The following is a 25157-nucleotide window of genomic DNA, read 5'->3' on the forward strand; positions in this document are numbered from 1 at the left end:
TGGTGTACTTGTTCACCGACCACGGCACGAACACCACGAGCATCACGGCGATCCCGATCAGGACGGTCAGCACGGGGTGCTGCATCGTCCAGATGTCCGGCACCGGCGCGGACCCGACGTTGCCGAACAGTTCGCGCGCGGCCTGCACGAGCGACGACACCGGGTTCCACTCCGCGAACACGCGCAGCACCAGCGGCAGGGTGTCGCTCGGCACGAACGCGTTCGAGATGAACGTCAGCGGGAACAGGATCATGAACGAGGCGTTGTTGATGACCTCGGGTGTCTTGACGCTCATGCCGAGCAACGCCATCACCCAGCTGAACGCGTAGCTGAAGAGCAGCAGCAGGGCGATGCCGGCCAGGAACTCGAGCGGGGACGAGTTGACGCGCCACCCGACCGCCAGACCGGTGAGCATCATGATCGCCATCGAGATCGAGTTGAGCACGAGGTCGGAGTTGGTCCGTCCGACGAGCACGGCGGACGCCGACATCGGCAGCGTGCGGAACCGGTCGATCAGTCCTTCCTTCAGGTCCTGCGCCATCGCCGAGCCGGAGAACGTCGCGCCGAACACCACGGTCTGCGCGAAGATCCCCGCCATCAGGAACTGCGTGTAGTCGGTGCCCTGCACCTGGATGGCGCCGCCGTAGACCTGGCTGAACAGCAGGACGAACATGATCGGCTGCAGCACGGCGAAGACGAGCATGTCCGGCGACCGCTTGAGCTTGATGAGGTTGCGCTTGGTGACGGTCCAGCCGTCCTCGACCCAGACGGCGAGCGGCGAGGTGACGACGACGGGCAGCTGACGGCCCGGAGCCAGGGAGGTGGCGGTCATCGTGCCGTCTCCTTCTGCTTGGTCTTCTGCGTGGTCGCCGCGGGGCCGTCGGCGTCGTCGTCCGTCGCGGCGTGGCCGGTCAGGCGGAGGAAGACGTCGTCGAGGGTCGGGCGCCGCATGCCGGCGTCGTGCAGGTCGATGCCGGCCGCACCGAGGTCGGCGAGCACGCGCTGCAGGGCGGCCGGTCCGGCCTCGACCGCGATGGCACGGGTGCGGCCGTCGCCCGAGGTCTCGACCTCGCCGACCCCGTAGCGGCGGAGGACGGTGGTCGCCGCGTCGCCGTCGGCCTCGTCCACCAGGGTCACGACGACCCGGTGCCCACCGACCTGCGCCTTCAGGTGGTCGGAGGTCCCCTCGGCGATGACCGTCCCGTCGTCGATGACCGCGATGTCGTCGGCGAGCCGGTCGGCCTCTTCCAGGTACTGGGTGGTGAGGAGCACCGTCGCGCCCTCGGCCACGAGGTCCTCGATGATGCCCCAGAGCGCCAGCCGGCTGCGGGGGTCGAGGCCCGTCGTCGGCTCGTCGAGGAACAGCACCCGCGGGTTCATCACGAGGGCCCCGGCCAGGTCGATCCGTCGTCGCATGCCGCCCGAGAAGCCCTTGACCGGGCGGTCCCCCGCCTCGGACAGGTCGAAGACGTCGATGAGCTCACGAGCCCGGTCGCGCGAGGTCCGACGACCCAGGTGGTACAGCCGCCCGATCATCTCGAGGTTCTCGAACCCGGTCAGGTTCTCGTCGACCGCCGCGTACTGTCCGGACACCCCGATCGAGCGCCGGGTGGCCTGCGGATCGGCGATCACGTCGATGCCGTCGATCGTCGCGGTGCCGGAGTCGGGCGTGATGAGGGTGGTCAGCACCTTCACGGTGGTCGTCTTGCCCGCGCCGTTCGGCCCGAGCAGTGCCTTCACGGTGCCCTGCGGCACCGACAGGTCGAGTCCGGCCAGTGCGTGCACCGGCCCGGACTTCGACTTGTACGTCTTGGTCAGCCCGGAGGCTTCGATGATGGCCATGTCGCTCCTTCGTCGGACACGGTGGGTACCCGGGGTCCGGTGGAGCGACGGACGTCACTCAGACGTCGAAGTCGCCACCACCGAAGTCGCTGAAGCCACCGCCGAAGTCGGATCCGCTGTCGCCCCAGCCCGCATTGTCGAAGCCGCCGCCGTCGGATGCGCCACCGTCGGACGCCCCGGCATCACCGGATTCAGCACCAGTGTCCTCCGAACCGCCGTCACCCGCAGCGTCGGTACCGCCATCGAACGAACCGGGGTCGGGCAGGAAGGCGCTCATGATCGCGGATCCGATGACGTAGCCGGCCACCGTCCCGAGGATCGAGGCACCGATCATGCTGCCGAACGAGGGTCCACCGCGCTGCCCGCCGAAGCGGCCGCCGCCCCCACCGACACCGCCGAGCGAGCGCTCCATGAAGCCCGGCTGGCGGATCTCGGACCGGGTCGCCGACTGGGCCAGCGAGCGTGGGTCGTCCCCACGGGGCGCCTCACCAGGAGGGGCCGTGCGGGTGAACTCGTCGTAGACCATCCGGCGCTGCTCGTCGGTCAGCTTGGCGAAGGCCTCGGCGTGGACCTCTTCGATGCGCTCCGGCGGCGCGGTGCGGAGCAGGTAGCGGTAGCGCTCGACCGCACGCTCGTCGTCGGTCGTCGCACCCTGCTGCTGCGTCGGTGCGTCACCCCACTGCGGGACGCCGTACTGGTCGCCGCCGCCCTGCGGCGCGGACGGTGCGGGCTGCTGGTACGACTGCTGGCCGTACCGGTAGCCCTGCTGCTGCGGCGGCTGCCCCCACTGGTTCTGCTGTGCGTCGGCGGATCGGTCTCGCTCCGGACGTCCGAGCAGGCGGTCGAGGAATCCCATGGTCGATGCTCCTTCGGGTGCACGGTCGGTCCGGACGGACCGGTCGTGGACTGCAACCCTACGAACCCACGGCGTCGGCTGACTGAGCGCCCGCTCAGAGTCGGCCGGGAGGCGCGTGCCGGACCGGCACCGCGCCTCCAGCCCGCACCATGCGCACCTGCGCACCCCGTGCGCGGTTCCCAGCCCCGTGCGCGGATGCAACACCGCACCCGGCAGCCAACCCCGCACCGCATCGCGGACCCCGCACCGTGCGCACCACCCACCGGCCGGGAGGCGCGTGCCGGACCGGCACCGTGCCTCCAGTCCGCACCGTGCGCACCAGCGCACCCCGTGCGCGCTTCCCAGCCCCGTGCGCGCTTGCGACACCGCACCCGGCAGCCAACCCCGCACCAGATCGCAGACCCCGCACCGTGCGCACCACCCACCGGCCGGGAGGCGCGTACCGGGCTGGCACCGTGCCTCCAGTCCGCACCGTGCGCACCTGCGCACCCCGTGCGCGCTTCCCAGCCCCGTGCGCGGATGCAGCACCGCACCCCGCAGCCAACCCCGCACCAGATCGCAGACCCCGCACCGTGCGCACCACCCACCGGCCGGGAGGCGCGTGCCAGGCTGGCACCGCGCCTCCGGTCCGCACCGTGCGCACCTGCGCACCCCGTGCTCGGTTAGCCGCCCCGTGCGCGCTTGCAGCACCGCACCCGGCAGCCAACCCCGCACCGCATCGCGGACCCCGCACCGTGCGCACCGCCCACCGGCCGGGAGGCGCGTACCGGGCTGGCACCGCGCCTCCAGTCCGCACCGTGCGCACCTGCGCACCCCGTGCGCGCTTCCCAGCCCCGTGCGCGCTTGCAGCACCGCACCCGGCAGCCAACCCCGCACCGGATCGCAGACCCAGCACCGTGCGCCGCGCGGCTCACCCCGCGGCGAGCGCCGCCGTCCACACCGCGTGCAGTTCGTCCGCGGCCCCCGGGTGCGCCACCAGGAAGGGGTCCCCCACGGGCGGGAAGCCCTCGACGGGACCGGATCGCGTCAGCACGACGCCCCCGGCCTCGTGCACGAGCAGCACCGCGGCGCCGTGGTCGATGGGGTTGAACGCCGACACGCAGCCGCCGATCCCCCGTCCGGCCGCGACCTGCGCGATGGTCAGCGTCCCCGATCCCTGCACCCGGAGCGTGCACGACCGGTCGGCCAGCGCGTCGAGGAACGCCCCGAAGCCCGCCCACGGTCGGTGCCCGTCGAGCTCGGTGCCGACGACGGCGCCGGCGAGCGGCCGGGGTGCGTCGTCGAGCCGGAGCTGCCGGTCGCGCAGGGTGGCACCGCGCCCGCGTCGCGCCTCGAGCACCTCACCGCGCCAGGGGTCCGCGACGACGCCGACGAGTGGGCGTCCGCCACGGGTCAGGCAGAGTGACATCGAGGTCCAGGGGACTCCGTTCGCCAGGTTCGTGGTGCCGTCGACGGGGTCGAGGAACCAGCGGTGCCGGTCGCCGGGGGCCTCGCCGTACTCCTCGCCGGTGAACCCGTGCGTCGGGAACACCATCCGCACGCGGGAGCGGACGTGCTGCTCCACCAGGCGGTCGACGTCGGTGACCAGGTCGGCGGGGTTGGCCTTCGTGTGGACCTCGCTGACGGGGTGTTCCCGCGTGTAGGCGATGACCTCGTGGGCGATGCGGTGGGCCAAGGCCTGGGCGCGCGAGGCGACCTCGGTCTCGGTGGCCTCGCGGTCACGCTCGGGCCAGCCGTCGCGTTCCGCCGCCGACAACGCGGCGCCGATGGCCCCGACGTCGTTCGTGGTGATCGAGTCGACGCCGAGCCGGGCGGCCCAGATCGCGGGTTCGACGTCGTCGATGGTCCAGACGGCGACGCGCAGGCCCAGGGCGTGCGCGACCTCGACGGTGTGCGGGGTGAGGAAGGCGACGTCGAGGTTGAGCGTCGACGGGTGGAGCGCGTCGAGGTCCGCGGGGACGGGCGGGTCGAGCGACTCCCACGCCAGCCAGACGTCGGCGTCGGGCAGCACGGAGCGGACGGCTGCCATCGCCGCGGGCGCCCCGCACCAGGCCACCGCGGTGGAACCGGTGAAGCCCGCGACGGTGCGGGCGGCGACCAGGGCGTCCTCGGCGTCGGTCAGGTCGACGAGCAGGGTCGACCGGCAGCCGTCGAGGCGTTCGAGCGCACCGTCGAGCCGCGGGATCCGGTCGAGGCCGTTGCCGAGCCGCGCGACGTCGCACCAGTCGACGTCGGCCACGCGGCGGGCGTCACCCCACATCCGGCCGAGGGTCTCGTCGTGCAGCAGGACGGCGACGCCGTCGGCGGTGCGACGGACGTCGACCTCGATCACCTCGGCGCCGAGCGCCTCGGCGACCGCGAGGGCGGGCAGCGTGTTCTCGCGCCGGACGCGCGGCGCACCACGGTGAGCGACGAGGCGTGGCGGACGCACGCCGGGCCTGGCGTCCAGGCTGGTCGAGACCACACGGTCGACCGCAGCGACAGACGCAGACGCAGACGCAACCGAGGCTGACGCAGCCGACGCAGACGACACGGCCGCAACCGGCGTCGGGACCCCCGCGCTCATCGTGCGACCTCGAGCAGCACGCCGTCGCGGTGCACGAGCACTTCGCCCAGGCGCACCCCGGTCTCGGTGCCGACCGCCGGCGGTGGCCCGGTGACGTAGGCGCGGAGCTCCGCGCCGTCGGTGCTGAGCACGACCTCGGCGAAGTGGCCGCGCATGAGCACCCGTGCGACGGTCGCACGGATCGGCGAGTCATCGGTGAGCACGACCTGCTCCGGGCGGACCAGCACCGTGTCGGCCGCGGTCGGGCTGACGGACGTGCCGGCGAGGAACCGGCCGGTGACGACGCTCGTCGAGCCGATGAACGACGCGACGAACCCGGTGGCGGGGCGGGCGTAGAGCTCGGTCGGTGTGGCGATCTGCTCGATCCGGCCGTCGTGCATGACGGCGATCCGGTCGGAGATGCTGAGCGCTTCGTCCTGGTCGTGCGTCACGATCACGGTCGTGATGCCGAGGCGCTGCTGGATGCGCCGGATCTCGTCGCGGACACTGACGCGGAGCTTCGCGTCGAGGTTCGACAGCGGCTCGTCGAGGAGCAGCACGTCCGGCTCCTGCACGATCGCACGGGCGAGGGCGACGCGCTGCTGCTCACCGCCCGAGATCGCGGTCGGCTTCGAGCCGGCGTGGTGGCTCAGCCCGACGAGCTCGAGCGCATCGCGCACCCGCTCGGCGACCCGCTGCTTCGGCACCCGTCGGGTCCGCAGCGGGAACGCGACGTTCTGCGTCACCGTCATGTGCGGCCACAGCGCGTAGTTCTGGAACACCATCGCGCTCGGTCGGCGCTCCGGACCGAGCGACGTGACGTCGCGGTCCCCCATCGTCACGACGCCGCCGTCGGCGGGCAGGAACCCCGCCACCATGCGGAGCGTCGTGGTCTTGCCGCAGCCCGACGGCCCGAGGAGCGAGACGAGCTCGCCCTTCGCGACGTCGAGGTCGATGCCCGCGACGACGTCGCGTCCGCCGAGCGTCTTGCGCAGTCCGCGGATGGTGAGTCCGCCGGTCCGGTCCGTCGTGCTGCCGTCGGCCTGGAGGCCCGGTGTGCGTTCCGCGACGAGCGCCTTGTCCGTCATCTGGTCGCCTTTCGTGCTGGTGGTGGTCATCGGATCTGGAAGCCGTCCGCCAGACGGCCGCCCATGATGTGCTTCCGGGCGAGCAGCAGCAGGACCACGGACGGGATGCTCAGCGCGATCGCGAACACCGCCGAGACCTGACGCGGGGAGTTGAGGACGAGCGAGTACATCGCCGTCGGCATCGTCATGTACGTCGGGGCGCCGACCAGGTACGTGCCCTGTGCCTCGTCGAAGGACGCCAGGAACGACATCACCATCGCGACGAGGATCCCCGGCCAGGCGATCGGGAACGTCACCTTCCAGAAGGTGCGCCAGCGGCTGGCCCCGGCGTCGCGGGCGGCTTCCTCGAGGGACCGTGGCACGGCCGAGAACGCCGCGGCGGGCAGCCACGTCATGAAGACGACGCAGCCCAGGACGTGCACGATCAGGATCCCGGTCACCGTGTTCATGAGGTTCAGCGCGGTGAACATCGCCGACATCGTGACGAAGAGGCCCATCTTCGGGAACGCGTTCGTGGCGAACAGTCCGACGAGCACGAGCCGCCGCCCGGGGAACTCGATGCGGCTGATCGCCCAGGCAGCGGGCAGACACACGACCGCGGCGATGAGGACCGTGAGCGGCGCGAGGACGAGCGAGTTCTGCACCGCGACGGCCAGGCTGCGGTCCTCGAACACGGTGCCCCACCACTGCAGGGTCCAGCCGTCGGGCAGCAGGTTCGGGTAGGTCCACGTCGTGGCGAAGGCACGGGCGGCCAGCCAGACGAGCGGACCGAGGATGAACACCGCCAGCACGATCGCGGTCGCCCAGACGAGGGCGTTGCCGGTCAGACGCTTGATCACTGCTGCTCCTGACGCTTCTTGTCGAGCTCGCCCGCGTTCGAGCGGACCGTCGAGCGGAGGTAGAAGACGCTCGCGGCCGCGGCGAACGCGAACACGATGAACGCCATCGCCGTCGACTGCTGCGGACGGTTGTAGGCCTGGAAGTACTTCGAAATGTCGACGCCGAGCATCGTCGGGGCGTTCGGGCCGGTGAAGTACGGCACGGTGAACGACCCGAGGACCCCGATGACGGTGAACGTCGTCGCGATGACGAGCGGGGTCGCGGCCATCGGCAGGAGCACCTGCCAGACGACGCGCCAGGTGCTCGCCCCGGCGTCCTTCGCGGCCTCGACCAGGGCATCCGGGGTGCCCTGGAGCGCCCCGGCGATCATCAGCACCGCGAACGGCAGGCTGGTCCAGACGCTGCCGAACACCACGGCGACGAGGGTGTAGCCCCACACCGGGACGTCGAGGCCGAACTGCGCACCGAGGCTGCGGAGGAAGCCCTGCGCGTCGGTGAAGGTCAGGATCGACCAGCTCGCGATGACCACCGGCACGAAGATCGGCACCACGGCCAGGACGCTGAGGGTCTTGCCGAGGAAGCCTCCGCGGAGCCGCAGGATCACCGCGACGACGACCGCCAGCCCCACGGTCAGGCCGGTCGACAGCGCCGTGACCCCGAGCGTCGCGACCAGGTCACGCAGGAACGTGGGGTTGCCGAGCAGGGTGGTGTAGACCGCGAACGAGAAGCCGCGCACGGTGTCGCCGCCGATGTCGGCGAGCGCCTGGTTCAGGCCGCCGGTGAACCCGAGGCTGAACAGGGCGGCGTTCACCACCGGGACGCCGACGAACAGGATGACGACGAGCACCGGGGCGGCGACGAGGGCGAGGCCCTGCCACCGCCGGCGGCGGGCCAGCCGTTCCTGCGTCGTGCGCCCGCCGGCGGGGTGCGCCGGGCCCTGGGCGTGGGGCGGGACGGGCGGGAGGCCAGTGGCGGAGTCGCCACGGGCCTCCCGGCCGGTTGCTGGGCCGTCCTGGACGGTCTGGGTCACTGCGGGACCTTCGCGTCCCACGCCGCGTTCATGTCAGCGGCGAAGTCGCTCTGGAACCCGAGGCGGAGCTGCGAGGGGTTCGCGTCGGTGAACTGCTCGGCGACCGACTTCGGCAGGCTGTCGAGCGGGATCACCGGGTAGCCGGAGACGGCGCTCGCGACGAGCTGCTGCCCCTTCGCGCTGAGCACGAAGTCGGCGAGCTTCTCGGCTGCCGCCTTCTTCTCCTTGGGCTCGGTCTTCGGGATGCCGAGGAAGCTCGCGCTGCCGGTGAACGACGGGTCGTCGATCTGCACGGCCTTGGTGGTCTTCGGGATGATGCCGGTCTTCTGCGAGGTGATGAACTGGTCGCTCCAGACCGGGGCCATCGCGATCTGACCGCTGCCGAGCAGCTGCACGACCTGATCGTTGCCGTTCGGGTAGACGCCCTTCTGGTACGTCGACGGGCCGAGGTCCTTCAGGGCCGCGAAGCCCTTGTCCCACTTCGACTCGAGCGACTTGTCGTACTTCGTCTGCATCGTCTCCTGCTCGGCGGGCGTCAGGTACTTCGCGAGCACCGTGGCCACGAACGAGCCGCCCGAACCGCCGGACGACGGGGAGTTGTAGGCGAACTCGCCCGGGTTCGCCTTGATCCAGGCGAGCAGGTCGTCGAGGGTCTTCGGCGGGTCCGTGACCTTCTTCGCGTCGTACGCCAGCAGCACGCTCGAGGCGCGGTACGGGATGGCGCTGTCGCCGCCCTGCTGCTTCGTCGCGTCGGGGACGTCCTTGAGGTTCGGGATGGTGCTGTCGCTGACCGTGCTGAGCAGCCCGGCCTTGCCGGCGGTGGTGACGAAGCCGGCGTCGACGAGGTCGTACGCGACGGACTTGCCGGCCTTGACCGCGGTGGCGAGGTTCGCCTGCGTCTGGGCGTCGTGCTCGCCGTGCAGGTCGATGCTCGTGCTGACCTTGATCTTCGGGTTCGCCTTCTCGAAGGCGGGGATGAGCGACTTGTCCCAGAGGTCCTGGACGTTGGTGTCGCCGCTGATGAACACGGTGAGGCTGGTGGTGCCGTTGCCGTCGGCAGCGTTCGAGGCGTTGGCGCTCTGGACGCAGCCGGAGAGTGCGACGGTCGCGGCTGCCGCGATGGCGAGGCCGGCGAGGGCTCGGGTCTTCACGTGGGTACTCCCTGTTCCGTGGGTGATGCGGTGGGGGTCGTGCGGGGTGGGGGTGGTGCGGGGGCTGGTGCGGTGGTGCGGTGGTGCGGGGTGCTGGTCGGGCGGGCCGTGTGGGAACGTTCCCGCGCCGGGGTCGAGTGTGGCGCTGCCGGGTGAACTCCGGGTGCCTCCGGCGCCGCCGGCGGGTGAACTCCGGGTGCGGGGCGCGGGCGGCGGGCGCGGGCGGCGGGCGTGGGCGCGGTGACGGCGCACGGTGCGAGTTCCGACGCCCCGTGCGGGGTTGACGGCTTCGTGCCCGGCTACAACCCGGCACGGAGCGGGCTGCTCGCCCCCGACCGGCGAACGATGCACGGTGCGCGGCCCCGTTCGCTGCCGACGACCCCGCACCGAGCGGCCAGGTCCGCGGTGGGCGACGAACCGCGCACCGTGCGCACCGGCAAGATGCCGAACAATCTCGCACGGTGCGTGACTGATGGCCCTCAGCGCGACATGCGGACTCCGGCCTTGCGGAGCTTCGCGCGGAGGACCCACTCGTTGCGCAGGTCCGACCAGGTGAGCCGCACCACGGTTCGCACCTCGGGGAACGCGCGGAGCCGGTCTTCCCGGATCTTCTCGTCGAACAGCGCTTCCTCCGGTGTCCGTCCCCGCAGGTACGCACTGCTCCGGTACTTCACGGCTCCGTCGAACTCGACCACGACCCCGGCATCCGGGAACCAGAAGTCCACCACGATGTCCGGCTCGCCGAGTGCCCGGAAGCGGTGCTGGAGGACCGGCGGTGGTGTCCCGAACTGGTCGAACCGCGCTCGTGCGTACGACTCCCCCGGTGAGTCCGATGCGGCATCGGCGAACCCGATCGCCCGGAGTGCCCGACGTCGTCCCTTCTGCCCGCGCCGCTCGATCGCCGATAGGACGTCCTCGCGCTCGACCTCGCGACGCAGGAGCGCATCGAGGGACACGACTGCGTCGGTGAACGGCAGTGTGAGTGCGAGGTCGGTCGCCAGCCGATCGAGTCCGCACAACAGCAGCCCGTCGGGCGTGGCGACCGGACGCTCGTTCCGTTCGGCGTCGAGGTCGGCGTGCACCACGAAGGTCGCGTTCGTGGTGCGCCGGTCGGCACCGCGTGAGGTCACGTGGATCCGGGTCGGTGGCGGGGTGAGCAGGGGCACACCGAACACGACGGCGGCGGAGACGTGTGAGATCAGGTCTCCTGGCCGGATCCGGTCGGCGAACGAGCGCAGCCGGAGGTGGTGCTGTTCGGTGGGGCGGAGTGCGGCCCATCCCGCAGACTCCGCGTAGAGTCCGCGTGCTACCCGTGTGAGCTCCCCCGCAGCGGCCCGACGCCTGATGACATCGGACTCATCGGGGCGCTGGGCTGAGGTTCGGAACGTGAGGACTTCGGGGACCGGTGCGAGCTTGAGGTTCATCGACATACTCGTGATGCTCCGGATCCTCCGCCTTCGGAGCAGCACCGCGTGGGCGTGCTGTGGAGGAGCAGCCGCGCCGAGCACCTTGTGGAGGAATGAGCGAGCAGCCCGAGGCCTGCGAGAATGAGCGGGTGAACGCACGCACCTGGGGTTGGCTCGCAGCCGTCATCGACGTCGTCCTCATCGTTGTCTTCGCGCTCATCGGGCGCTCGTCCCATGGTGAGGCGAACACGGCGCTGGCGCTGTGGACGACCGCCTACCCGTTCCTGGCCGGTTGGGCGATCGGGTACGTGGCGAGCGGAGCCTGGGCACGACCACTGCGTTTGTGGCCGACCGGCGTCGTGGTCTGGGTGCTGACGGTCTTCGTCGGTCTGGCGATCCGTGTCGTCACCGGCCAGGGCGACGTCGACGGCAACCCGCTGCCGATCTCGTTCGTCATCGTCGCCACGATCGTGCTCGGGGTGTTCCTGCTCGGTTGGCGGGCGATCGTCCGCGGTGTGCTCCGGTTCACCTCGTCGCGGTCGCGGCAGGATGCTGCAGCGACCGACGCGTGAACGGCAGCCGCGGTTCCCAGCCGACCATCCTCGACGTCGCCGCACGTGCGGGTGTCTCGAAGTCGGCGGTGAGCCGGGTCCTCTCCGGAACAGGTCGGTTCTCCGACGAGACGCGTGAGCGAGTCGAGCGCGCCGCGACCGAGCTCGGGTACGTCGCGAACGCGATGGCCCGCGGGCTGGTCAGCGGGCGCACGAACACGATCGGGATGCTCGTCCGTGACGCCTCGTCGATGGTCTACACCGCACTGCACGCCGTGATGGAGCGCCGCGCATCGGAGCTCGGCTACCGAGTCGTCACCACGACGGGCGTCGGCCGGGTCGAGGACGAGAAGTCCGCCCTCGCCGCGCTCGTGTCGATGCGCGTCGACGGCCTGGTCGTGTGCAGCGGGCTGATGCCGTCCGCCGACATCGCCGAGTTCGCGCCCCGCATCGCCACCGTCGTCGCCGGTCGGCCCGAGCTGCACCCGGCGCTCTCGAGCGTCTACTGCGACGAGGTCGACGGTGGGGCTTCCATCGCGGACGCCGTCGCCGATGCCGGCCACACCACGGCCGTGGTGTTCACGGTCCCGCTCGACGACGCCATCACGCAGCACGCGCGATCATCGGCGATGGTCGCGCGGCTCCGAGCACGTGGCGTCCGGGTGATCGACATCGACGCGAGCTTCGTGCGGCCACCCGACGACCTCGCCGCCGACCTGGTGGACGCCGTGCAGGAGTCGGGCGTGACCGCGGTGATGTGTCCGACCGACCGGCTCATGCTCGACGTGTGCGAGGCGCTCGCCCGCCGCGGTGTCGAGGTCCCGCGCGACCTCTCCGTCACCGGGTTCGACGGCGTCTACCCGCTGGCGAGCGACTGGATCGGCTTCACGACACTCGAGCAACCGATCGAGCGCATCGGCCGCGAGGCCATCGACCTGGTCATCGGCCGCATCGACGACCCCACGCGCCCGGTCGAGCACCGGTCACTGCGCGGCACCGTGATCCCCGGCCGCACCCTGCTCCCCCGCTGACGCCGGCCCGCTGACCTCGCACGGTGCGCGTCGACTCACCCCGTGCAGGCTCCGGGCACCGCGCACGGTGCGAGGTCGCGCAAACCCGCGCACGATTCGTGATGCGGTGCGAGGTTCGAGAAGCACGCACGGTGCGAGGTTCGTCAAGCGGTGCCACCGTGGTGGCTCGGTGCGGCGCTACAAGCGCGCACCGAGCGGTCAACCTCGCACGGGCCGACACAGACAGCACCGTGCGGCTTCCGCCCACGGCGACGCCCACGGCGACGCCCGCACCCGCCCCCGCACCCGCCCCCGCCTAGAACAAGCCCGAGCGCGGCCCGTCCTCCGGACCGTCGAACCCGCGGAACATGTCGGACACGAGCGCCTCGATCTGCGGCTCGACCAGGCGTTCGACGGCCTCGGCGATCCGCGGGCGGTGGTCGATGAGCGCCAGGCACACCGCGGTACCGGTCGACCGAGCGCACTCGTCGGACAGCGCGATCTCGTGCCGGAGCGCAGCCTTCGCCTCGTCGGACAACGGCTCGCGCGGCGTCTGCTCCCCCGCGCCGGTGCCGGCCAGCTCGCCGAGCGTGAACAGGAACGGCGACCCCGGCGACGGCTCGGGGTCCACGTCGAGGCCCTGGAACTCAGGCGACAACCCCTCGGCCGGCTGGTACCCCGCGTGCCGCTTCCGGGCCGCCGCGCGCTCGAGCTCACGCTGCAGCAACGGCAGGTTCTTCGCCGTGTAGTCGTCGACGGCGTCCTCGACGATGGTCGAGATCCGCCCGATCAGCGCGTGCTGGACGGCGTGCGGCACGTCGGGTCCGAACCCCGCGGCCGCGGCGATCGGGGATCCGGTGCACTTCCGGCAGATGCGCGTGCGCGGGCGGGCGGTCCCGATCTGCCAGCGCGGCAGCCAGCGCAGCCACAGGTCGACCGCGCCCCGCACGCGCCCGTCGATGCCGTCCATCCCCCAACAGTAGGCCTGGAGGCGCGGATCACCCCCGGCGCACCGCGCCGGTCGGGCAATCCACCGGTCCTCAGGCCTGTGGTTCCGTCACGAAGTCGATCAGCTCCTCGACACGGCCGAGGAGCTCCGGCTCGAGGTCGGCGAAGGTACGCACCTGCCCGAGGATCCGCTGCCATGCCCGAGCGATGTCGGCCTGCTCGGCGTGCGGCCACCCGAGCGCCTGGCAGATGCCCGCCTTCCACTCGATCGAGCGCGGGATCGTCGGCCACGCCCGCAGCCCGACCCGCGCCGGCTTGACCGACTGCCAGACGTCGACGAACGGGTGCCCGACGACGAGCACGTGCGCGCCCCACTTGCCACGCATCACGGCGTCGGCGAAGCGGGACTCCTTCGACCCGGGCACCAGGTGGTCGACGAGCACCCCGACCCGCCGCTCCCGCGTCGGCTGGAACTCGTCGAGCACCGCGGCCAGGTTGTCGACGCCGGAGAGTTCCTCGACCACGACGCCCTCGACCCGCAGGTCGGCGCCCCAGACCTTCTCGACGAGTTCCGCGTCGTGCTTGCCCTCGACCATGATGCGGCTGGGGAGCGCCACCCGAGCACGCTGCGACTCCACGGCGAACGATCCGGACGCGGTGCGGAGGCGACCACCGTCGGACGCCTGCCGCACGGCGGGCGCGGCCCCGGGCCTCCAGTCCGCGTGCACGGCACCGACGGAACCAGCAGCACCAGCCCGGCCAGCGGCACCCCCGGCAGAACGACCGACCGGCGCCGACGGCCGCCCCAGCGTCACCAACTCACCCTCGAGCAGGAACTGCCCGGTGAAGGGGAAGGAGCGCGTGCGGCCCTTCCAGTCCTCGAGCGCGATGTTGCCCGCCTCGAGCCCCACCACGGCACCGGCCCACCCGGAGTCCGGGTCCTCGAGCACCATGTCCCGTTCGAGCGGCACCTGCCGCACCTTCTTCACCCCGCGCGAGCGCCAGTCCCCCGAGAGCACATCGCCGCCGTACCGGTCGTCGTCCACCCGCACGAGGGTACTGTCGACGACGGCCCGGACGACGTCGACCGCGCCGGTTCCCCATCATCTCGACGGAAGGCCCGCCCGTGCGCGCAGCGATCATCCACGCCCCGAACGACATCCGCGTCGAGGAGCGCGACCGTCCCGGACTCCTGTCCGGCAAGGACGTCGTCGTCAAGGTCCTCGCGGCCTGTGTCTGCGGGTCGGACCTCTGGCCCTACCGCGGCGTCACCGAGACGAAGCAGCCCCGGCCGATCGGGCACGAGCTCGTCGGCGAGGTCGTCGCCGTCGGTGACGACGTCACGGGCCTGCACGAGGGCGACTTCGTCATCTCCCCCTTCACCATGAACGACGGCACCTGCCAGGCCTGCCGCAACGGCATGACCACCGGCTGCGACCACCTGTCCGGGTTCGGCAGCACGGACGCCCACGGCGACCCGGTCGGCGGCGCGCAGGCCGAGTACGTGCGGATCCCGGACGCCGACGCCACGCTCGTCGTGGTGCCCGGCCCGGTCGACCCGGCGCTGGTGCCGTCGCTGCTCACCCTGTCCGACGTCTTCTCGACCGGCCACCACGCCGCCGTGTCGGCAGCGGTCGGCCCCGGCAAGACCGTCGTCGTGGTCGGCGACGGCGCGGTCGGCCTGTCCGCCGTCCTCGCGTCGAAGCGGCTCGGTGCGGAGCGCATCATCGCGATGAGCCGGCACGCCGACCGTCAGGCGCTCGCCCGCGAGTTCGGTGCCACCGACATCGTGGCGGAGCGCGGCGACGAGGGCGTCGCGGCGGTCCGCGCGCTGCTCGGCGGCGACCTGGCGGACTGCGGCGTCGAAGCCGTCGGCACCGAGGAGAGCATGGACCAGGCGCTGCACTCGGTCAGGCCCGGCGGCAACGTCGGCTTCGTCGGGGTCCCGCACGGGGTGCCGACGATCGGCACGCGCTACCTGTTCGACACGAACATCGCGATCGCGGGCGGCATGGCCCCGGCCCGGAAGTACATCCCGGAGCTGCTGCCGGACGTGCTCTCCGGCGCGATCGACCCCGGTCGCGTCTTCGACCTGGAGCTGCCGCTCGACGAGGCCGCCGAGGCCTACCGCGCGATGGACGAGCGCCGGGCCATCAAGGTGCTGCTGCGCCCGTAGCGGCGTGCGTCGTGGACGCAGCGGCGGACGGACGGGAGGCCCGTGGCGGCGTCGCCACGGGCCTCCCGTCCGTCGTCTGGTCGCGTCCCGACCACCGGACGCCGCCCGGTCACGCGTCGCGGATCGCCAGCACCCGGTGCGGCGCAGCCGCCTCGGCCCGCCACCCACCGGGCAGCACGTCGCGGAGTTCGGGCACCGTGAAGCTCCGTCGGATGGACCGCAGGCCGTCGACCCGGACGAAGGTCCCCGCCGCGACGAGCGGTGACGCCAGCGCGTACGCGCGGTAGGCGGCCGACGACCGTCGGATGTCGGAGTGCAGGCTGCGTCCGCTCGCGAGCAGCTCGGAATCGGCCAGGAACCCCCGCCGTTCCTCGTCGCCCAGGTGGTGCAGCACGTGGTTCGAGACGACGACGTCGAACCGCTCGCCCGCCGCGACCAGGTCGCCGCTCGACTGCTGCCGGAACGTGACGCCGGCCGGTGAGGACCGCCGTGCGGCGGCGATGGCGCGTTCGTCGGGGTCGACACCGACGACCTCGAGGTCGAAGCCGTCACTCGCCGCCCACCGCACCAGCGACCGGGCCAGGTCGCCGCCGCCGCACCCCAGGTCGAGCACGCGGCCACGCCCCTGTGCGGGCAGCGCGGGCACGACGTGCGAGCGCCAGGCCGCGCGCCAGCCGCTGACGAGCGCGTTCACGACGGCGAAGCGCCGGAAGGTGCGGGCGAGCGCGCGCGGATCGCAGTCCGGGTCGTCCATCAGCTCGGTCAGGTCGAGCGCGCGGGTGCGCAGGTCGACGGCCGGGAGGCCCGTGGTGCCGCCGTCCGGACGGCTCACGCCGCGCCCGTGGTCGCGACGGGCACGCGCAGCGGCTCTCCGGCGAGCGACGCCTCGGTCCGCACCGCGGTGAGCCGGGCGCTCTCCACCGTCAGGCCGGGACCGAAGGCCAGCGCGACGACCGCGCTGCCGTCAGCCATGCCGGCGTCGACGGCGTCACGGAGCACGAAGAGCACGGTGGCGCTCGACATGTTGCCGTGTTCCCGGAGCACCCGCCGGCTCGACTCCATCGCGCTGTCGGGCAGGCCGAGCGACTCCTGGGTGCGGTCGAGGATGGCCCGGCCGCCGGGGTGGACGGCCCACACCGGCACGGCCGAGGCCGACCCGCCGTCGAGCAGCGGCTGCACGGCGCTCGGGACGTGCAGGCCGACGAGCTTCGGCACGGCGGTGGACAGGACCATCTCGAAGCCCTCGTCCCCGATGTTCCACGCCATCTCGGACGCGCCCTCGGGCACCACGGCCGTCGTGAAGTCGTCGAGTCGCAGGCCGGCGCCGTCACGGGCGACGACCGCGGCCGCGGCACCGTCCCCGAAGACGCTGTTCGCGACGATCTGGTCGGGGTCGTTCGACGCGCGGACGTGCAGGGTGCAGAGTTCACCGCACACCACGAGCACGACGGCGTCCGGGTCCTGGTCGACGAACGCGGCGGCGATCCGGAGCGCGGGGAACGCGGCGCAGCATCCCATGAAGCCGATGTGGTGCCGGAAGACCCCGGCGGGGAGTCCGAGCTGCTCGACGACGTCGATGTCGGGCCCGGGCTGCGTGAACCCGGTGCAGGACACGGTCACCAGGTGCGTGACGGACTCGGGCGCGATGCCGGCACGTTCGACGGCGTCACGGGCGGCGCCGACGAACAACGGCGGGGCGAGTTCGCGGTACCGGTCGTTGCGTGAGCCGGTGGACGGCGAGCGCAGGGTGCCGTCGTCGTCACGGAAGGCACCACCGGCACGTGCGGAGTCGAGTTCCTCGAGGACGGTGTGCCGCTGGTCGACCGCCGATCCGTCGAACGCGGCGGGGACCAGGCGCTGGCCGAGCCGCCCGAGGTCGGGTTGGGCAGAGAAGAGGTCACGCACCCGGGGCTGGTCGAGGGTCGTCTCGGGGACGGCGGTTCCGATGGCGCGGATCGTTGCGGACACGGTTCATCCTGTCACCCGATCGCTGACGTGTCCCCAGGATGCACACGGCAACCGGGACGCACGGAGGGCACGGCACCGACCGGTACCGTGCCCTTGCGAGGTGGGACCGCCTACGACTGCTGCGCGCGCTCGAGCACGAGTTCACGCACGCGTGCGGCGTCGGCCTGGCCCTTCATGGCCTTCATGACGGCACCGATGATGGCTCCGGCCGCCTGGACCTTGCCGTCCTGGATCTTGGCCAGCACGTCGGGCTGCGCCGCGAGCGCTTCGTCGACCGCGGCGGTCAGGGCGGAGTCGTCCGAGACGACCTTGAGCCCCCGGGCCTCGACGACCTGGGCCGGCGAACCCTCGCCCGCGATGACGCCCTCGAGCACCTGGCGCGCCAGGCGGTCGGTCAGGTCACCGGACTCGACGAGCGCGATGACCTCGGCGACGTGCTTCGGCGACACCAGGTCACCGGGGGCGGCGTCCTGCGCGTTGGCGACGCGGCTGATCTCACCGGTCCACCACTTGCGGGCGGCCTGCGGTGCAGCGCCGGCGGCGACGGTGCCCTCGACCTCGTCGAGCAGCCCGCCGTTGACGACGTCCTGGAACTCCAGGTCGGCGAAGCCCCAGTCCGCCTTCAGACGACGACGACGTGCGACCGGGGCCTCGGGCAGCGAGGCCCGGAGCTCCGCCACGACGGCCGGGTCGGGCACGACGGGCAGCAGGTCGGGCTCCGGGAAGTACCGGTAGTCGTCGGCGTCGGACTTCGGGCGACCGGCCGAGGTGCGACCGGTGTCCTCGTGCCAGTGGCGGGTCTCCTGCGTGATCGAGCCACCGGCGGCGAGGATCGCGGCCTGACGCTGGATCTCGTAGCGGATCGCACGTTCGACGGCGCGGAACGAGTTGACGTTCTTCGTCTCGGTGCGGGTGCCGAGCTTCTCCTGCCCGCGGGGACGCAGCGAGATGTTCGCGTCGCACCGCAGGTTGCCGCGCTCCATGCGCGCCTCGGAGACACCGAGCGCCCGGACGAGGTCGCGGATGACCTGCACGTACGCCGCACCGAGCTCGGGGGCGCGGTGCTCGGCACCGAAGATCGGCTTCGTGACGATCTCGACCAGCGGCACACCGGCACGGTTGTAGTCGACGAGCGAGTACTCGGCACCCTGGATGCGGCCGGTGGCACCACCGACGTGGGTCAGCTTGCCGGCGTCCTCTTCCATGTGGGCGCGCTCGATCGGGATGTTGTAGATCGTGCCGTCGGCGAGCTCGACCTCGACCTCGCCCTCGTAGGCGATGGGCTCGTCGTACTGCGAGACCTGGTAGTTCTTCGGGTTGTCCGGGTAGAAGTAGTTCTTCCGGGCAAACCGCGAGGACTCGGCGATCGAGCAGCCGAGCGCGAGCCCGAGCTGGATCGAGTACCGCACGGCCTGCGCGTTCACGACCGGCAGCGACCCGGGCAGCCCCAGGTCGACCGGGGTGACGTTCGTGTTGGGTTCGCCGCCGAAGAAGTTCGGGGCGTCCGAGAACATCTTGGTCTTCGTCGCGAGTTCGACGTGGACCTCGAAGCCGAGCACCGGCTCGTAGCGCTCGAGCGCCTCGTCGAAGTCCATCAGCGCGTCCTTCTGCGCCATCAGATCACACCTTCCTGCGCAGCGGACTGCTGACTCTGGTCGAGGTCCGGGACGGACGCGATGAGCGGTGCGCCCCACTGCTGTTCGAGCAGACGCTCGAGCGCGGCACCGTAGCGGTACAGCCGGGCGTCCTCGCGCTGGGGCGCCATGAGCTGCACGCCGACGGGCAGGCCGTCCTCGGGCGCGAGGCCGTTCGGGATGCTCATGCCGGGCACGCCGGCCAGGTTCGCCGGGATCGTCGTGAGGTCGTTGAGGTACATCGCCAGCGGGTCGTCGATGCGCTCACCGATCGGGAACGCGGTCGTCGGCGCGGACGGGCTGACGAGCAGGTCGACCTGCTCGAACGCGGCCTGGAAGTCGCGCTGCACGAGCGTGCGGACCTTCTGCGCCGAGCCGTAGTAGGCGTCGTAGTACCCGGCGCTCAGGGCGTAGGTGCCGAGGATGATGCGCCGCTTGACCTCGGGCCCGAAGCCGGCTTCACGCGTGGCGGCCATGACGTCCTCGACGGTGGCACCGTTCTCGGGCGTGACGCGGAGGCCGAAGCGCACCGAGTCGAACTTGGCGAGGTTCGACGACGCCTCGGCCGGGAGGATCAGGTAGTACGCGCTGATGGCGTACGCGAACGACGGCGCATCGATCTCGACGACGACCGCGCCGGCCGACTCGAGCAGCGCGACGGTCTCCTGGAAACGCTGCGTGACACCGGCCTGGAAGCCGTCACCACCGGCGAGTTCCTTGACCACGCCGACCCGCAGGCCGCGGAGCGTGTCCGCCTGCAGCCCTTCGCGTGCGGCGGCGGCCATCGAGGGCCAGGCGTCCGGGATGGACGTGGAGTCCTTCGGGTCGTGCCCGCCGATGACGTCGTGCAGGAGCGCGGCGTCGAGGACCGTGCGGGACACCGGACCGATCTGGTCGAGGCTGGACGCCAGGGCGATGGCGCCGTATCGGCTCACCCCGCCGTAGGTCGGCTTCACACCGACCGTGCCCGTCACCGCACCCGGCTGGCGGATGGAGCCACCTGTGTCGGACCCGAGGGCCAGCGGTGCCTCGTGCGCCGCGACCGCAGCGGCCGAGCCACCACCGGACCCGCCGGGGATCCGGTCGAGGTCCCACGGGTTGCGGGTGGGCCCGTAGGCCGAGAACTCGGTGGTCGAGCCCATCGCGAACTCGTCCATGTTGGTCTTGCCGAGCGGCACGAGGCCGGCGGCGCGGAGCTTCGCGACGGGGGTCGCGTCGTACGGCGGCACCCAGCCTTCGAGGATCTTGGACCCCGATGTCGTCGGCATGTCCTGCGTGCACAGGACGTCCTTGACGGCGATCGGCACACCCGCGAGCGGCCCGAGGTCGTCGCCGGCGGCACGGCGCGAGTCGATCGACTTCGCGGCTGCCAGGGCGTTCTGGTTGACGTGCAGGAACGCGTGCACGTCGCCGTCGACGGCGGCGATCCGGTCGAGGTGGGCCTGGGTGGCCTCGACGCTCGAGACGTCGCGGGCCACCAGGGCGTCGGCGAGCGCCGCGGCGCTCAGCTTGGTGATGTCGTCGGTCACTGTTCTTCGCCCTACTGTTCTTCGCCGAGGATGGCGGTCACGCGGAACCGTTCGCCGTCGGAGTCGGGCGCCCCGGAGAGCGCCTGCTCCTGCGTCAGCGTCGTGCCGACCACGTCGGGTCGGGTGACGTTGCCGAGCGGCACGGGGTGGCTCGTCGCCGGGACGTCGTCGGTCGCGACCTCGGCGACCTTGGCGACGCTCTCGACGATGTGCGACAGCTCCCCGGTCAGCTTCTCGATCTCGTCGGGCGTGAGTGCGATACGTGCGAGGTTCGCCAGGTGCGCGACCTGCTCGCTCGTGATGTCAGGCATGGTGCTCCGTCGATCGGTTCGTGGAATGCCCAACAGTCTATTGGCTGCGTCGAGCGCGCAGGCGCGGCTGTGGACAACGCACGCCCGGCCCGGTGCCGGGCGTCCGGACCGGCAGCGGGCCGCGCCCCACGGGCACGGCCTGCCCGACGCTGGCGCGTCGTTCAGGAACCGGCGGCGTGGACCCGAGCGGTCACTTCCCGTCCTTGCCGCCGCCAGCCGGCGCGGCCGGAGCCGCCGGAGCCGCCGGAGCCGCCGGAGCCGCCGGAGCAGCGGGAGCAGCCGGAGCGGGAGACGCGGCAGCACCCCCGTCGGGCGCGGACGTCGGCGCCGGTGTCGCCTGGTCGTCCTGCGCGTTCCCCTGCCCGGACGAGGAGCCCGACGACGAGGAAGACGACGACGAAGACGACTTGCTCGCCTGCCCGATCATCGCCTGGCTCGGTGCCGGCAGCGCTCCCCCGCCGACGGTCTGGTCCAGGTACGCCATCATCGACTTCCCGACCCCGAACTTCGCGCTGTACCCGGTCGTGCCCTGCAGGAACGGCCAGTGCGCCAGGCTCACGCCGCCCTGGACGTTGCCGATCCAGGTGGCGTTCGTGTACTTCGTCGACGACGCCACCAGCCAGTTCTGCACGTCACCGTCGGTGGTGCCGGTCTTCGCGAACTTCGGCACGCTGTCCCCGGGGTTCGCGGTCGCGGCGGTCCCCGATCCGGACAGCACACCCTGCAGCGCGTAGTCGACGGTGCCCGCGACGTCGGCGGAGACACCCTGCGTGCAGGACGACGGCGTCGGGGTGATCTTCGTGCCGTCGGCCTCGGTGACCGAGTCGATCGCTGTGGGCGTGCAGACGACGCCGCCGTTGGCGAAGCCCGCGTAGGCCTCGGCCAGGTCGATCGGCGACAGCTCGTTGACGCCGAGGATCGACGACGGCGTCTGGCCGAGGGCGGCCCCGTCGGCCCGGTGGATCCCCATCGCCTGCGCGAGCTGGGCGATCTTGCACAGGTCGAGCTGCTTGCCCATCGCGCCGAAGGCCGTGTTGATCGACTCGACGGTCGCGGCCTGCACGGTCATCGACGCCGGCACCGTCTCGGCGTTCGCGACGGGCCAGACCCCGCCGCTGACGTTCTGGCACGAGTTCGTGAACTCGGAGTTCTGGAACGTGTGCTCGGTCGTGGAGACGGATTCGGACAGGGTGTGGCCGCTGGCGAGCCACTCGGCCAGGGTGAACACCTTGTAGGTCGAGCCGGTCTGGAACCCGCCGGAGTTGCCGTACCCCGAGTCGGCGCTGTAGTTGACCGCGGTGGCACCGGCGCCGGCGTTGTCGCCCTGCGTGTACGTGGTGTTCTGCACCATCGACATGATCCGCCCGGTCCCCGGCTCGACGGTGACGTTCGAGCCACCGACGTCGACGCCGGCCATGGTCGCCGGCACGTAGGTCGACAGGGCGTTCTGCGCCTGGCCCTGCAGGTCGAGGTCGAGCGAGGTGTGGATCTGCAGGCCCTTGGTGTCGAGCGTGGCGATGCGCGCCGCGGCGGTCTTGCCGAACGCGGGGTCCTGCAGCACCTGATCGCGGACGTAGTCGCAGAAGTACCCGGCGTCGTAGCTCGTCGCGGCCGCCGAGCACCCGTTGGCGGTCTCGGTGATCTTGGGCGTCACGGGCGTCGCGATCGCCTTCGTCATCTCGGCCTTCGTGATGGAGCCGTGCACCTGCATCCGGCGGAGCACGTAGTCGCGGCGCTCCTTCGTCAGCGCGTACCCGTTCGCCTTGCCGTTCTCCTTGTCGCCCGGGACGTCGATGCGCAGGTTCGACGGGTTGTTCAGGATCGCGACGAGCGTGGCGGACTGCACGAGCGACAGGTCCTTGGCGTGCACGCCGAAGTAGTACTCGGCCCCCGCCTCGGCACCGTAGACCCGGCCGCCGAGCCCGACGAGGTTCAGGTACCCGGTCAGGATCTCGTCCTTCGAGTACTTCTTGTTGACGGCGATGGCGTACCGCATCTCCTGCAGCTTGCGCTGCGGGGTGACGCCGGCGACGTCCAGGTAGCACGCGTCGATCTTCTTCTTGGTCGCGGCCTGGTCCTTGCCGGTGAGCTGTTCGCACTGCTGCACCAGGACGTTCTTGACGTACTGCTGCGTGATGCTCGAGCCGCCCTGCACGTCCCCGCCGACGACGGTCGCGGCGACACCGCGCAGGGTGCCGAGCACGTCGATGCCGCCCTCGTCGTAGTAGCGCGGGTCCTCGGTGTCGATCGCGGCTTCCTTGAGCGTGTCCGCCATCTGGTCGGCCGTCACGTTCGTGCGGTTCTCGGCGTAGAACGAGGCGATCTTGACCTGTTTCCCGCCCTGCTCCGCGTACACGGACGACACCTGCTGCGGGGTCTGCACGTCGAGGTAGGTCGGCAGGTCCTCGAAGAACGACACCGCCCCCGACGTCCCCTCTCCCGCGACGGCGACCGCCGGGGTCACCGCGACGGCGACGAGCATGCCGGCGAGCACGGACATCACCACGAACATCAGGAGAGCACCAGGCCATCGCACCACACGCATGACGGAACCGTAGGCAGCAGTGCTGTACTGGTTCTGCCCTGGAACGAGTGCAGGCTGCGGTCGCGTTCAGGTTGCCACCCAGGCGGCCTTCGAGGCGGCGTCGCGATCCGCACGTGTGCACCGATCCGGCCGGGAGGCCCGCGGCGGCCCCGGCACGTCGGCCGGCGGTCACGATCGGGTCACGCTCACCGCGTCGTCAGGATCCGCAGGGCACCGCCCGTCGGACACGGTCCGTCAGTCACGGGGCTGCAGGTCCTGCGGGCGCACGAGGTACATGTCCGGCGAGGCACCGACGATGCCGTCACCACCCGACCGTCCGCGCCGGATCTGCTCGCGCACCAGGTCCCCGCGCCCGATCCCGATCAGGGCGACGTCGTGCAGCGACGCCGTTCCGGGCTTCAGGTAGTCGTTGTGCCCGACCGGTCGGCGGAACACGTCCCCGGCGGACAGAGCGTCGGCGCCGCCGGCCAGGTCGAGTACGGTGGACCCGAACGAGGCTCCGCCGGGGTCGGTGCCGAAGTACCCGGAGCCCGCGATGGGGTCGCTGTGCGCGCCGCCGACGAAGACCTGCCCGGTGGCGACGGCGAGGTCGGACGCGGAGCGGACGTCGCTGCCCGGTGACCCGAGGACCGTCAGGGTGTCCGCGGTTATCCGGCCCGACGCCAGGGCCATCATCGCCGCCGTCGACCCGTACGAGTGCGCGACGATGTTGACCCGCGGTCGGTCGTCCGCGCGGAGCGCACGCAGTCCGGCGACGGTCCGTTCGAGCCGCTGGGCCCCGGTCCGCGCGAGTTCGAGCGACATGATGTTGGACAGGTCCGGCGTGCGGTACCCCATCCAGGCGACCACGGCGACACCCGACCCGTTGCCGGTCGCGGCGAGCGGGGCGAGGGTGGCCTGCTCGCTGGACAGGTCGTTCGCCGTGTTCGTGAAGTCGGTCATCTGTCCGGTGACCGTGAAGAACATGCCCGGCACCACGACGGTGACGTCGGCCGCCGTGTCGAGGTCACCGATGCTGATCGCCGCACGCCCGGAGCCCCGGGTGTCCAGCGTCACGAGGAAGCGCCGCGGGTCACCCGGTTCGTGCACCAGCGAGTCCCGCACCTGCCCGAGCATCGCGGCCCGGGCGGCACCGACGTGGGCGTCGGCGAGACCGGAGTGCAGCGTCGCGCGGTTCGCCTGGTCGCGGACGACGTAGGGCACGCCCTCGAGGTTGCCGACCAGAGCCGGTGCGTGCACGAGGAGGCGGTCCTGCTCGTCGGCGGGCAGGTGCGACCACCACTGCGCGACGGTCTGGGCGGGCGGGGGGTCGTCCTGCACGGCTGCCACGACGCGGCGGTCAGTGGCCGCACGGCGCAGGGCTGCGGGCCCGAGTGCACCGAGGTCCTCGACGAATGCCCGCCCGTGGGCGACGGCGAGGTCGTCGACTCCGACCCGTCGCAGCGACGCCGACGTGGCGACGACGGTGAGGTCGTCGAGCGGCACGATGCGTGACGGGGCCGTTGCGACGGCGGTGGCCCTGGCGACCGGGACCGGGGGCACGCCCGGGGCCTCGATCACTCCGAGCGAGTGCATCGAGGCGGTGAGCAGAGCCGCGGCGATGAGCAACAATCGGATCTCCCCCGGGAAGGCCGTCCCGACGTCCCCCTGCAGACGACGGGTGATGCTCCGCCGAGTCTACGGAGATGTCCGCGGATCATCCATGCGTGATGCAACTTGTCCCCCGG

Annotated in this window: 21 protein-coding genes; 3 read left to right on the forward strand and 18 right to left on the reverse strand. The window is 71.8% G+C overall.

Annotation, left to right across the window (positions count from 1 at the left end; all coding sequences use genetic code 11):
* From ITJ50_RS07280 to ITJ50_RS17800, 9 genes are all read right to left on the reverse strand, one after another.
* Nucleotides 1–832: ABC transporter permease (locus tag ITJ50_RS07280; RefSeq protein ID WP_194590222.1), on the reverse strand; the 832-nt coding region annotated here is incomplete at its 3' end.
* The gene (locus tag ITJ50_RS07285) at nucleotides 829–1842 is read right to left on the reverse strand and encodes a daunorubicin resistance protein DrrA family ABC transporter ATP-binding protein (protein WP_017886988.1); all 1014 of its coding nucleotides are present in this window, start codon (nucleotides 1840–1842) and stop codon (nucleotides 829–831) included. The genes ITJ50_RS07280 and ITJ50_RS07285, both read right to left, overlap by 4 nt.
* 58 nt (nucleotides 1843–1900) lie before the next feature.
* Nucleotides 1901–2698 (reverse strand): hypothetical protein, encoded by a 798-nt coding sequence (locus tag ITJ50_RS07290; RefSeq protein WP_228499407.1) that lies wholly within the window; start codon nucleotides 2696–2698, stop codon nucleotides 1901–1903.
* 910 nt (nucleotides 2699–3608) lie between these two features.
* Nucleotides 3609–5129, reverse strand: a complete 1521-nt coding sequence (locus ITJ50_RS07295; protein ID WP_194590223.1) for an inositol monophosphatase family protein — start codon at nucleotides 5127–5129, stop codon at nucleotides 3609–3611.
* Between the two features lie 131 nt (nucleotides 5130–5260).
* Nucleotides 5261–6361, reverse strand: coding sequence for an ABC transporter ATP-binding protein (locus ITJ50_RS07300; RefSeq protein WP_017886991.1), 1101 nt, complete (start codon nucleotides 6359–6361; stop codon nucleotides 5261–5263).
* The gene (locus ITJ50_RS07305) at nucleotides 6358–7170 is read right to left on the reverse strand and encodes an ABC transporter permease (protein ID WP_017886992.1); all 813 of its coding nucleotides are present in this window, start codon (nucleotides 7168–7170) and stop codon (nucleotides 6358–6360) included. The genes ITJ50_RS07300 and ITJ50_RS07305 overlap by 4 nt, the downstream gene beginning before the upstream one ends.
* Nucleotides 7167–8201: an ABC transporter permease gene (locus ITJ50_RS17790; RefSeq protein ID WP_017886993.1), complete on the reverse strand. Its 1035-nt coding sequence runs from the start codon at nucleotides 8199–8201 to the stop codon at nucleotides 7167–7169. The genes ITJ50_RS07305 and ITJ50_RS17790 overlap by 4 nt, the downstream gene beginning before the upstream one ends.
* Nucleotides 8198–9352 (reverse strand): extracellular solute-binding protein, encoded by a 1155-nt coding sequence (locus ITJ50_RS17795; RefSeq protein ID WP_056073040.1) that lies wholly within the window; start codon nucleotides 9350–9352, stop codon nucleotides 8198–8200. Before ITJ50_RS17795 ends, ITJ50_RS17790 begins: the two co-directional genes overlap by 4 nt.
* Nucleotides 9353–9831: 479 nt before the next feature.
* Complete coding sequence (locus tag ITJ50_RS17800; RefSeq protein ID WP_194590224.1) at nucleotides 9832–10482, reverse strand: hypothetical protein; 651 nt, start codon at nucleotides 10480–10482, stop codon at nucleotides 9832–9834.
* Nucleotides 10483–10907: 425 nt separating this feature from the next.
* Between ITJ50_RS17800 and ITJ50_RS07325 the strand changes: the two genes are divergently transcribed.
* Both ITJ50_RS07325 and ITJ50_RS07330 read left to right on the forward strand, forming a co-directional pair.
* Nucleotides 10908–11330 carry a DUF3054 domain-containing protein gene (locus tag ITJ50_RS07325; protein WP_235517725.1) on the forward strand — a complete coding sequence of 141 codons (423 nt, stop codon included), beginning with the start codon at nucleotides 10908–10910 and terminating at the stop codon, nucleotides 11328–11330.
* Entirely contained in the window at nucleotides 11327–12340 is a 1014-nt protein-coding gene (locus ITJ50_RS07330) for a LacI family DNA-binding transcriptional regulator (protein ID WP_056073029.1), read from the forward strand. Before ITJ50_RS07325 ends, ITJ50_RS07330 begins: the two co-directional genes overlap by 4 nt.
* A gap of 295 nt (nucleotides 12341–12635) precedes the next feature.
* Here ITJ50_RS07330 and ITJ50_RS07335 read toward each other — a convergent pair whose 3' ends face one another.
* Both ITJ50_RS07335 and ITJ50_RS07340 read right to left on the reverse strand, forming a co-directional pair.
* Nucleotides 12636–13289, reverse strand: coding sequence for a hypothetical protein (locus tag ITJ50_RS07335; RefSeq protein ID WP_017886998.1), 654 nt, complete (start codon nucleotides 13287–13289; stop codon nucleotides 12636–12638).
* A 70-nt stretch (nucleotides 13290–13359) separates the two neighbouring features.
* Nucleotides 13360–14313, reverse strand: coding sequence for a DUF3097 domain-containing protein (locus tag ITJ50_RS07340; protein WP_017886999.1), 954 nt, complete (start codon nucleotides 14311–14313; stop codon nucleotides 13360–13362).
* An 80-nt stretch (nucleotides 14314–14393) separates the two neighbouring features.
* Here ITJ50_RS07340 and ITJ50_RS07345 point away from each other — a divergent pair, with 80 nt between their 5' ends.
* Nucleotides 14394–15443, forward strand: coding sequence for a zinc-dependent alcohol dehydrogenase family protein (locus tag ITJ50_RS07345; RefSeq protein ID WP_017887000.1), 1050 nt, complete (start codon nucleotides 14394–14396; stop codon nucleotides 15441–15443).
* 109 nt (nucleotides 15444–15552) lie between these two features.
* Here ITJ50_RS07345 and ITJ50_RS07350 read toward each other — a convergent pair whose 3' ends face one another.
* The 7 genes from ITJ50_RS07350 to ITJ50_RS07380 all read right to left on the reverse strand — a co-directional run bounded on the left by ITJ50_RS07350 (nucleotide 15553) and on the right by ITJ50_RS07380 (nucleotide 25041).
* On the reverse strand, nucleotides 15553–16275 hold the full coding sequence (locus tag ITJ50_RS07350) for a methyltransferase domain-containing protein (RefSeq protein ID WP_159557619.1): 723 nt from the start codon (nucleotides 16273–16275) through the stop codon (nucleotides 15553–15555).
* On the reverse strand, nucleotides 16272–17411 hold the full coding sequence (locus ITJ50_RS07355) for a type III polyketide synthase (RefSeq protein WP_194590225.1): 1140 nt from the start codon (nucleotides 17409–17411) through the stop codon (nucleotides 16272–16274). The genes ITJ50_RS07350 and ITJ50_RS07355 overlap by 4 nt, the downstream gene beginning before the upstream one ends.
* A 110-nt stretch (nucleotides 17412–17521) precedes the next feature.
* Nucleotides 17522–19027: an Asp-tRNA(Asn)/Glu-tRNA(Gln) amidotransferase subunit GatB gene (gatB, locus tag ITJ50_RS07360; RefSeq protein WP_017887003.1), complete on the reverse strand. Its 1506-nt coding sequence runs from the start codon at nucleotides 19025–19027 to the stop codon at nucleotides 17522–17524.
* Entirely contained in the window at nucleotides 19027–20574 is a 1548-nt protein-coding gene (gene gatA / locus ITJ50_RS07365; protein WP_017887004.1) for an Asp-tRNA(Asn)/Glu-tRNA(Gln) amidotransferase subunit GatA, read from the reverse strand. Before gatA ends, gatB begins: the two co-directional genes overlap by 1 nt.
* An 11-nt stretch (nucleotides 20575–20585) precedes the next feature.
* The gene (gene gatC / locus ITJ50_RS07370) at nucleotides 20586–20885 is read right to left on the reverse strand and encodes an Asp-tRNA(Asn)/Glu-tRNA(Gln) amidotransferase subunit GatC (RefSeq protein WP_017887005.1); all 300 of its coding nucleotides are present in this window, start codon (nucleotides 20883–20885) and stop codon (nucleotides 20586–20588) included.
* A gap of 190 nt (nucleotides 20886–21075) precedes the next feature.
* Nucleotides 21076–23430, reverse strand: a complete 2355-nt coding sequence (locus tag ITJ50_RS07375; RefSeq protein WP_194590226.1) for a transglycosylase domain-containing protein — start codon at nucleotides 23428–23430, stop codon at nucleotides 21076–21078.
* 234 nt (nucleotides 23431–23664) lie between these two features.
* Complete coding sequence (locus tag ITJ50_RS07380; protein ID WP_194590227.1) at nucleotides 23665–25041, reverse strand: alpha/beta hydrolase; 1377 nt, start codon at nucleotides 25039–25041, stop codon at nucleotides 23665–23667.
* Nucleotides 25042–25157: the final 116 nt, after the last annotated feature.

This window comes from Curtobacterium sp. VKM Ac-2889 (genome assembly GCF_015350855.1).
Classification (GTDB): Bacteria; Actinomycetota; Actinomycetes; order Actinomycetales; family Microbacteriaceae; genus Curtobacterium; species Curtobacterium poinsettiae.

Bases quoted from the DNA above. Each gene is read 5' to 3' on its own strand.
- ITJ50_RS07300 (WP_017886991.1), bottom strand. From the start codon at position 6,361: ATGACCACCACCAGCACGAAAGGCGACCAGATGACGGACAAGGCGCTC.
- ITJ50_RS07290 (WP_228499407.1), bottom strand. From the start codon at position 2,698: ATGGGATTCCTCGACCGCCTGCTCGGACGTCCGGAGCGAGACCGATCC.
- ITJ50_RS07375 (WP_194590226.1), bottom strand. From the start codon at position 23,430: ATGCGTGTGGTGCGATGGCCTGGTGCTCTCCTGATGTTCGTGGTGATG.
- gatB (WP_017887003.1), bottom strand. From the start codon at position 19,027: ATGGCGCAGAAGGACGCGCTGATGGACTTCGACGAGGCGCTCGAGCGC.
- ITJ50_RS07335 (WP_017886998.1), bottom strand. From the start codon at position 13,289: ATGGACGGCATCGACGGGCGCGTGCGGGGCGCGGTCGACCTGTGGCTG.
- gatC (WP_017887005.1), bottom strand. From the start codon at position 20,885: ATGCCTGACATCACGAGCGAGCAGGTCGCGCACCTGGCGAACCTCGCA.
- ITJ50_RS07285 (WP_017886988.1), bottom strand. From the start codon at position 1,842: ATGGCCATCATCGAAGCCTCCGGGCTGACCAAGACGTACAAGTCGAAG.